Consider the following 7,768-nt stretch of genomic DNA (forward strand, 5'->3'; position numbering starts at 1 on the left):
TTTCAAAGCGCGGTGTTGGAAATGGTTTGAACTTGTAGCGTTATCGGGCAGCTTTGCCCAACGCTTGCAGTTTAGGCTCCCTTAGATCGACCATGCTGTCAAGCGCGTTGTTGCGGCGGGAGTTGCTTCAATCCACGCCTCGCTGCAGCAAAACTAAGCAGGGCGTTAGGGAAAAATTATACTGGTTGCACGAGCACCAATGACGGTCGTTTCCGTCAGCATTCATTCTGACGCCGATGCAAAGCATCACCTGACGCGAGAAGTGGACGATCGTTAGCACTTGCAAGGACGCGGGAATTTCCGGCGCCAGTATGATCTTGCGACCGGGCATCCAGACGCTCTTGCAGGATGCTCAGCACCAATAATTCGACGTCGTATTGGCGGAAGCGCTAGATCGCATCAGTCGCGATCAGGCAGATGTCGCCACGCTGTTCAAGCATCTCCGCTTTGCCGGTGTACCGATCATCATGCTGGCCGAAGGCGAAATCAGCGAACTATACGTTGGACTCAAGACACAATGAACGCCCTGTTCCTCAAGGACCTTGCAGCAACAACGCATCGCGGCCTGCGTGGCCGCGTCGAAGACGGGAAGTCCGGCGGTGGTCTCTGCTACGGCTATCGCATCGTCAAAAAGCTGGACGAACGTGGCGAGCCTATCCGCGGCGATCGCGAGATCGATGAAGCACAGGCAATTGTGGCGCGACGCACTTTCAAGGAATTCGCGTCTGGCATCTGCCCGCGCGCGATCGCGAAAGCTCTAAATGCTGAGGGTATCGTCGGTCCCGATGAAAACTTATGGAATGACACGACGATCCGCGGACACGTAAAGCGCGGCACTGGCCTCATCAACAATGAGTTGTATGTCGGCCGGCTGGTGTGGAACAGACAGCGCTACGTCAAAGACCCGAGCACCGGGCGGCGGGTGTCGCGCATGAACGCGGAATCAGAGTGGATTGTCGTTGAGGTTCCAGCACTCAGGATTATCGACGATGAACTCGGGCAGGCGGTGAAAACACGTCAGAGCGAAATCGCCCTAATGCGTGATCTAACTGACATCGGACGAGGTCCATCATCTCAGCGCGACATTTTTTCACGGTGACGACGCGGTGACGATTTGCCGAATGACCCAAAGGAATTCAAGGCAACAAAAAACCCGCTATCCTATTGGAATAGCGGGTGAATGTTTGGTTGCGGGGATAGGATTTGAACCTATGACCTTCAGGTTATGAGCCTGACGAGCTACCGGGCTGCTCCACCCCGCGCCAAACCTTTCGGAAAACCGGAGAACGAAACGAAGTCGGCCAACGCCAAGGCGTCGATCGATCCCAGTCCGGAGGCTTCCTGAGAAGGCAACCGGGGCAAAGCCCTCGGTGCGAGGGGTATGTACCAATGCCAGCCTGCTTTGGAAAGGGGCAGCGGCGATCTTTTTGCGCTTTTATGACGGTCCGGGAACGCGCCAATCTGCCTTGTTTCGGCACAGTCCGGCCCAGTGACGGACCTCACAGAGCCAAACAGCCTTCCAAGGCCCGCTGGGCACCCTGTGGCAGCCTAATTCAGCAGAAAGCCGCCATCCACGGTCACCGTGCTGCCGGTCATGTAACGCGAGGCGCCGGAGGCCAGCAGCAGGATGGCACCGTCGAGATCCGACTCATGGCCGACCCGGCGCTGCGGAATGCGCTTGACCAGTTTCTCACCGACCGGTGTGTCCCACACGGCGTGGTTGATGTCGGTGTCGATATAGCCCGGTGCAAGCGCATTAACGCGGATGCGATGTCCGGCGAGTTCCAGCGCGAGTGCCTTGGTCGCCTGCACGATGCCGGCTTTCGAGATCGCATAGGGCGACACCGCCTTGGTCAGCCCGAAACCCAGCACCGAGGCGATATTGACGATATTGCCTTCCTGCTTCCTAGCGATCATGCGCCGCGCGATTTCGGTCGCCGCGAAATAGGCGCCCTTCAGGTTGGCGCCTATCACGGAATCCCAATCGGCTTCAGTCTGGTCGACGGCGAGCTTCTCGACGGCGATGCCGGCATTGTTGATGAGCACGCTGATCGGCCCGAGCGCTTCCTCCGCGGCATCGAACGCCCCACCGATCGACGCCATGTCGGTGACGTCCATCTGCACAGCGACGGCGCGGCCACCCTTGCCCGTGATCTCCTCCTGCAGGCTCTTCAGCTTGTCGGTCTGCCGCGCGGCCAGCGCCACGGCGGCGCCATGTGCAGCCAGAACGCGCGCGAATTGCCGGCCAAGGCCCTGCGAGGCACCGGTGATGAGGATGATTTCTTTACTGACGTCGAATATCCCGGACATGGCATTTCCCTTTGGTTTTGCCCTAGTGATACCCGGCCTTGCCGCGATCGCAAACCGCCGCACTCCGCCGATTTCTCTGACGCGGAATTGGCTGAAATGAACGAGGACACGATGAACAGTTTCGATGTCGTCGTTTATGTCGGCCTGATCGTCGCCATGGTCATTGGCTTTCGCGCCGGGTTGTTGCGCAGTGCGGTCACCATCCTGGGCTATCTGATCGCCATGCCGATGGCTGTCTGGATCACCGGGCTGATCGCGCCGCAACTGTCCGGCAGCGCAAGCACCCCGACCACGCAAAACTCGTTGCTGTTCTTCGCGATCTTTCTGGTGTCCGGGATCGTGCTCGGCTCGCTGCTGCGCATGGCGATCAACGACATAATCGGCCACGAGATCGGCATCGGCGACCGGCTCGGCGGTGCTTTGCTCGGCGCCATTCGCGTCGGCCTGATCGCGGTGACGCTGGTGCTGATCTTCGACCAGCTGGTGCCGGCCGATCGGCAGCCGGCCTATATGACCGGCTCACAGCTGCGGCCCCTGCTATCGCTGGCCGGGCAGAAGGGCGTCAAATCGCTGCCGCCGGACATGACCGCCACGATCGAGCAATGGAAACGCGCGCACCGGCTCTGACGTCGGCGCTCTTATCAGGCCGCTTGCGACGGGCTAGACTGGCCCCCTCTTTTCTTCGCCAGTTCGACAACTTCAGGAGTGATATCGTGGATCTTGGAATCAAAGGCCGCCGCGCGCTTGTCTGCGCATCCAGCAAGGGCCTCGGCCGTGGTTGCGCCGAAGCGCTGGCGGCGGAAGGCGTGCATGTCACGATGACTGCACGCGGCGGCGACGTGCTGGCGGCAGCCGCTGCCGATATCCGCAAGGCCTATCCGGGCGTCAAGGTCACCGAAGTCGTCGGTGACATCACCACGGTCGAAGGCCGCGAAGCCGCGCTGAAGGCAGCCGGCCAGATCGACATCCTCATTAACAATGCCGGCGGCCCGCCGCCCGGCGATTTCCGCAACTGGACCCGCGACGACTGGATCAAGGCCATCGACGCCAACATGCTGACCCCGATCGAACTGATCAAGGCGACGGTGGACGGCATGATGGAGCGCAAGTTCGGCCGCATCGTCAACATCACCTCGGCCGCCGTGAAGGCGCCGATCGATGTGCTCGGCCTGTCGAATGGCGCGCGCAGCGGCCTTACCGGCTTCATCGCCGGCCTGTCGCGCAAGACCGTGCGTGCGAATGTCACCATCAACGGCCTGCTGCCCGGCCCGTTCAACACCGATCGCCTGAAGGGCGTTGCAGCCGGTCAGGTCAAGGCGACAGGTCTTTCGGTCGACGAGATCCTGACCAAGCGCGCGGCCGAAAATCCGTCGGGTCGCTTCGGTGAAGCCGATGAATTCGGTCAGGCATGTGCCTGGCTGTGCAGTTCGAAATCCGGCTTTATCACCGGCCAGAACATCGTTCTCGACGGCGGCGCTTTCCCCGGCACGATGTAAGCGGCGATATCTCAAGACGCGAAAGGCGATCGGCTGCGCGGCCGATCGCCTTTTCTTTTTGGGTTACGCAAAGCTCACTTTCTCCGATGAAATCGCTAGTTCTGGCATCGCACACTCCTCGCTGCAGGACCTGATGTTCCATCCAGACAACGCGCAGCCCCGCAAGATGATCCATTGCGCGCTAAGCTGGAAACCCGCATCTTCCAGCCGAAAAAACAATAGGGTGAACGCCTGATGCAATGGACGGTCGGCAAGGTCAGGATCACGCAGATCATCGAAGGCGAGACGATTGGCAGCACACGCTTCATTCTCCCGCAGGTCGGCCCCGATGAAGTCCATGCGCTGCCATGGCTAATGCCGGAATTTGCAACCCCTGAAGGCCGGCTGAAAATGTCGATCCATGCGCTAGTCGTGGAAACGCCGACGCAAAAAATCATTGTCGATACCTGTCTCGGCAACGACAAGCAGGGCCGCTCGGTCCCAACCTGGAATAACCTGCACACGCCGTTCCTCGAGAACATGGCGGCAGCGGGTTTCGCGCCGGAGAGTATCGACACGGTGCTGTGCACCCATCTGCATGTCGATCATGTCGGCTGGAATACAAAACTGGTCGATGGCCGATGGGTTCCGACGTTCCCGAACGCACGCTATGTGTTCGGCCGGCAGGAATATGACTACTGGAAGACGCATAGCGATACGGAGGCGCATATCGCCGTGTTCAACGATTCCGTGAAGCCGATCGCGGATGCCGGACTGGCCGATCTCGTTGCCAGCGATGCGCAACTGTCGGACGAGATCACGCTGATCCCGACGCCGGGCCACAGTCCCGGCCATATGAGCGTGCACATCAGGTCTGCAGGCGAGGGAGCACTGCTGACCGGCGACGCCGCGCATCATCCGGTGCAGATGGCACATCTCGACTGGTCGTCCACGGCGGATGCCGATCCCCTGCAATCCGCCGTATCGCGACGCGCATTGTTCTCGCGTTTTGCAGATACGCCGACACTGGTGATCGGCGGCCACTTCGGCGCCGGCCGCATTTCACGCGAGGGTGGCGCCTTCAGATTTGCCGCGCTGCAGCACTAGTTTTTGCGACTCTGACCTCTCGGTCGCGCGGTTGAATTTCCCCGCGCCTTGTTCCACAACCTTTCAGGCAAGCCCCAAGGGAGACGACAATGAAGCTCGTAAGATACGGCGCGTTCGGCAGCGAAAAGCCGGGACTGATCGACAAGGACGGCAAGCTGCGCGACCTCTCCGGCCAGGTGAAGGATCTGGCTGACGATGCATTTGCGCCCGCCAATCTTGCCAAGCTCGCTGCACTCGACCCGGCGTCGCTGCCTGCTGTGAGCGGCGCTCCGCGCATCGGCTCGCCCGTCGGCGGCAAGCCGAAATTCATCGCCATCGGCCTGAACTATGCGGACCACGCTGCAGAATCCGGCATGCCGATTCCGTCGGAGCCCATCGTCTTCATGAAGGCGCTCAATAGCCTGTGTGGCCCGAATGACGACGTGGAGAAGCCACGCGGCTCGACCAAGCTCGACTGGGAAGTCGAACTCGCCATCGTCATCGGCACCAGGGCCAAATATGTGACCGAAGCCGATGCGCTGAAGCACGTCGCCGGCTACAGCGTCTGCAACGACGTTTCCGAGCGCTTCTTCCAGATCGAGCGCGGCGGCCAGTGGACCAAGGGCAAGTCGCACGACACCTTCGGCCCGCTCGGCCCGTGGCTGGTCACATCAGACGAAGTCGGCGACGTGCACAAGCTCAGCATGTATCTCGACGTCAACGGCAAGCGCTGCCAGACCGGCTCGACTGCGACCATGATCTTCAACGTGCCGCAGATCGTCTCGTATCTGTCCGGCATGATGACGCTGATGCCCGGCGACATCATCACCACAGGCACGCCACCCGGCGTCGGCCTCGGCATGAAGCCGCCGAAATTCCTCGAGGTCGGCGACGTCATGACGCTCGGCATCGAGAAGCTCGGCGAGCAGAAACAGAAAGTGGTTGCGGCTTAAGCGCCCTTGATCTCGCGCGGACACGCATGGGCGTGTCCGCGCTTTTTCAATTTATGAAAGATACTCAACATGAAGCTGACTTTTTCTCCGGGTTCGCCCTTTGCACGCAAGGTGCGCATCGCGGCGATCGAACTCGGACTGATCGACAAGATCGAACTGGTGGCGGCTTCAGTCGCACCGACGCAGAAGAACGAGACCTATTCCCATGACATCAGCCCGGTCAGGAAATTGCCGGCGCTAATCCTCGACGATGGCAATGTCATCGTCGATTCCTATGTCATCACCGAATATCTCGACGAGCTCGCCGGCGGCGGCAAGCTGATCCCGGCCTCCGGTCCGGCGCGCTGGAAGGTGAAGAGCGAGCATTCAATGCTGCAGGGCATGACGGATGCGATGTTGCTCTGCCGCTACGAGGTCGGCGTGCGCCCGAAGGAGCTGTTGTGGCAGGCCTGGTATGACGATCAGTGGGATCGCGCCTGGCAGGGCCTGACGCGTTTCGAAAATCATCCGGACATCCTGACGCGTCCGATGGATGCGGCGCAGATCGCGCTCGTCTGTGTGCTCGGTTATGCCGACTTCCGCTTCCCGGATTGCGGATGGCACAAGGCGTTTCCGAAACTCGACGCTTTCCACGACAAGATGCTGCAGCGGGAATCGGTCAAGATCTCCGTTCCGCCAAAGGGTTAGGATCGAAAAGCGGCCTGACGCAATTTCACGTCAGCTTGCGAAAATCCTGCGTCAGGCCTGCGGCAATCTTGCGGCAGGTCTAATCGAACAGCGAGGGCGTGTGATTCACATACGCGCCCTCGATGGCGAGCATCTTGAGCTTCGTCTCGACGCCGCCATTGGCCGAAAATCCGCCCGGCTTGCCGCCGGCAGCCAGCACCCGGTGACACGGCACGATTACCGGACACGGATTCTGCCCCATCGCCTGCCCGACATTGCGTGACAGTTCAACGCCGCCAAGCTTCTTGGCGATATCGCCATAAGTCAGCGTTGCGCCCGGCGGTATCTGGCGGGCAATCGCATAGACGTTGCGATTGAATTCGGGGACGTCGGTGAGATCGAGATCGATATCGAGAAGATCGACCGGCTTGCCGGTCATCAGTTCGACGATACCGTCGATGGCTGCCTGTACCGCGGGCGGCGGTGCGGCTTCAACGATATCCGCGTGGCGCTGCTTGATGCGCACGCGGGTCTGCTTTTCGTCTGGCTGCGGCAGTTGCACAGCAATGATGCCGCGATCGGCCCATGCGATGCCGCAGCGGCCGATGGCGGTGTCGAAGAGAGTAAACTGAACGTCGGTCATATGAGCCTCCATCGATCGCATCAGCATCCGATGTGGTGAGGTCCGGAGTTTGCGACGATCTTCAGCCATCCGCCACCCGATTCCGGAGCGGCGAACAGCTTTGTCTCAGCTCTGCTCGCGCGATGGCATTGAGGCGGCCTTGTGGATGAAAGCCTGGCCGAGCATGTCGAGGATTTCCTTGGTGGCCACGAACATGAACACACCCGCCTCGGTGTCGAAGGAGATGCCGACCACGGTCGGATCGGGCTGGAAGTCCAACAGGCTGTAGCCCTTCAGCGGGAGGGCGGGAACTTCTTTCGGATTCGACATGTCGGTCTCCCGCGTCAGTGAAAGGCTCGTGAAAGCCGGAATAACGAGGGCTTAGACAACAATTCGGAGCACGCCAAGGCGTTATTTCGTAGCGTTGGCCTGGCCTCCAACGACAATCGGGACCGTACCGCGGCCCCGATCTTCAGAAGTCCAAGCCGTGCGATGGCAATGGCGGACTTACTCGTCGTTCTGCATCGCTGCGGCCAGCTTGTCGTAATATTTGCCGACGAGATCGATATTGCCCTTGTTCTCGACTGCAGGCGGCGGCGATTTGAGCGCGGCGTTGAGATCGGCGAGCGCGGCCTTCTTGTCCTTGGCCGGCATTT

Annotated in this window: 11 protein-coding genes and 1 tRNA gene (1 of these 12 only partly in view); 7 read left to right on the forward strand and 5 right to left on the reverse strand. The window is 60.4% G+C overall.

From position 1 onward, the window contains the following. The first annotated feature begins 377 nt into the window (after nucleotides 1-377). Nucleotides 378-521 (forward strand): hypothetical protein, encoded by a 144-nt coding sequence (locus A4A58_RS31735; RefSeq protein ID WP_349509563.1) that lies wholly within the window; start codon nucleotides 378-380, stop codon nucleotides 519-521. Beyond that, nucleotides 518-1,099 (forward strand): recombinase family protein, encoded by a 582-nt coding sequence (locus A4A58_RS01415; RefSeq protein WP_349509564.1) that lies wholly within the window; start codon nucleotides 518-520, stop codon nucleotides 1,097-1,099. Before A4A58_RS31735 ends, A4A58_RS01415 begins: the two co-directional genes overlap by 4 nt. An 86-nt stretch (nucleotides 1,100-1,185) precedes the next feature. On the opposite strand, the gene A4A58_RS01420 is transcribed toward A4A58_RS01415, so the two are convergent. Both A4A58_RS01420 and A4A58_RS01425 read right to left on the reverse strand, forming a co-directional pair. Next, nucleotides 1,186-1,262, reverse strand: a tRNA-Met gene (locus A4A58_RS01420). Between the two features lie 286 nt (nucleotides 1,263-1,548). Further along, nucleotides 1,549-2,310: an SDR family oxidoreductase gene (locus A4A58_RS01425; RefSeq protein ID WP_068729136.1), complete on the reverse strand. Its 762-nt coding sequence runs from the start codon at nucleotides 2,308-2,310 to the stop codon at nucleotides 1,549-1,551. Between the two features lie 111 nt (nucleotides 2,311-2,421). On the opposite strand from A4A58_RS01425, the gene A4A58_RS01430 reads away from it, so the two are divergent. The 5 genes from A4A58_RS01430 to A4A58_RS01450 all read left to right on the forward strand — a co-directional run bounded on the left by A4A58_RS01430 (nucleotide 2,422) and on the right by A4A58_RS01450 (nucleotide 6,511). Further along, the gene (locus A4A58_RS01430; RefSeq protein ID WP_068730367.1) at nucleotides 2,422-2,937 is read left to right on the forward strand and encodes a CvpA family protein; all 516 of its coding nucleotides are present in this window, start codon (nucleotides 2,422-2,424) and stop codon (nucleotides 2,935-2,937) included. A gap of 86 nt (nucleotides 2,938-3,023) precedes the next feature. Then, complete coding sequence (locus A4A58_RS01435) at nucleotides 3,024-3,806, forward strand: SDR family oxidoreductase (RefSeq protein WP_068729138.1); 783 nt, start codon at nucleotides 3,024-3,026, stop codon at nucleotides 3,804-3,806. 234 nt (nucleotides 3,807-4,040) lie between these two features. Further along, nucleotides 4,041-4,892 (forward strand): MBL fold metallo-hydrolase, encoded by an 852-nt coding sequence (locus A4A58_RS01440; RefSeq protein ID WP_068729141.1) that lies wholly within the window; start codon nucleotides 4,041-4,043, stop codon nucleotides 4,890-4,892. Between the two features lie 89 nt (nucleotides 4,893-4,981). Beyond that, entirely contained in the window at nucleotides 4,982-5,824 is an 843-nt protein-coding gene (locus A4A58_RS01445; protein ID WP_068729143.1) for a fumarylacetoacetate hydrolase family protein, read from the forward strand. Nucleotides 5,825-5,893: 69 nt separating this feature from the next. Beyond that, the gene (locus A4A58_RS01450; RefSeq protein WP_068729145.1) at nucleotides 5,894-6,511 is read left to right on the forward strand and encodes a glutathione S-transferase family protein; all 618 of its coding nucleotides are present in this window, start codon (nucleotides 5,894-5,896) and stop codon (nucleotides 6,509-6,511) included. A 79-nt stretch (nucleotides 6,512-6,590) separates the two neighbouring features. Here A4A58_RS01450 and A4A58_RS01455 read toward each other — a convergent pair whose 3' ends face one another. The 3 genes from A4A58_RS01455 to A4A58_RS01465 all read right to left on the reverse strand — a co-directional run. Further along, complete coding sequence (locus A4A58_RS01455; protein ID WP_068730368.1) at nucleotides 6,591-7,133, reverse strand: methylated-DNA--[protein]-cysteine S-methyltransferase; 543 nt, start codon at nucleotides 7,131-7,133, stop codon at nucleotides 6,591-6,593. Between the two features lie 105 nt (nucleotides 7,134-7,238). After that, nucleotides 7,239-7,442 (reverse strand): hypothetical protein, encoded by a 204-nt coding sequence (locus A4A58_RS01460; protein WP_068729147.1) that lies wholly within the window; start codon nucleotides 7,440-7,442, stop codon nucleotides 7,239-7,241. Between the two features lie 177 nt (nucleotides 7,443-7,619). After that, nucleotides 7,620-7,768 carry the final stretch of a hypothetical protein gene (locus A4A58_RS01465; RefSeq protein WP_068730369.1) on the reverse strand. It continues 460 nt past the right edge of the window, so 149 of the gene's 609 nt are visible here — the last part of the coding sequence; its start codon lies beyond the right edge, outside the window; the stop codon is at nucleotides 7,620-7,622.

Origin of the sequence: Tardiphaga robiniae (genome assembly GCF_001618955.1) — a bacterium.
Taxonomy (GTDB): domain Bacteria; phylum Pseudomonadota; class Alphaproteobacteria; order Rhizobiales; family Xanthobacteraceae; genus Tardiphaga; species Tardiphaga robiniae_A.

What these genes read in the sequence shown, in the direction of transcription:
- A4A58_RS01430 (WP_068730367.1), top strand. Translation starts at nt 2,422, where the DNA reads ATGAACAGTTTCGATGTCGTCGTTTATGTCGGCCTGATCGTCGCCATG.
- A4A58_RS01425 (WP_068729136.1), bottom strand. Translation starts at nt 2,310, where the DNA reads ATGTCCGGGATATTCGACGTCAGTAAAGAAATCATCCTCATCACCGGT.
- A4A58_RS01415 (WP_349509564.1), top strand. Translation starts at nt 518, where the DNA reads ATGAACGCCCTGTTCCTCAAGGACCTTGCAGCAACAACGCATCGCGGC.
- A4A58_RS01440 (WP_068729141.1), top strand. Translation starts at nt 4,041, where the DNA reads ATGCAATGGACGGTCGGCAAGGTCAGGATCACGCAGATCATCGAAGGC.
- A4A58_RS01450 (WP_068729145.1), top strand. Translation starts at nt 5,894, where the DNA reads ATGAAGCTGACTTTTTCTCCGGGTTCGCCCTTTGCACGCAAGGTGCGC.
- A4A58_RS01455 (WP_068730368.1), bottom strand. Translation starts at nt 7,133, where the DNA reads ATGACCGACGTTCAGTTTACTCTCTTCGACACCGCCATCGGCCGCTGC.
- A4A58_RS01460 (WP_068729147.1), bottom strand. Translation starts at nt 7,442, where the DNA reads ATGTCGAATCCGAAAGAAGTTCCCGCCCTCCCGCTGAAGGGCTACAGC.
- A4A58_RS01445 (WP_068729143.1), top strand. Translation starts at nt 4,982, where the DNA reads ATGAAGCTCGTAAGATACGGCGCGTTCGGCAGCGAAAAGCCGGGACTG.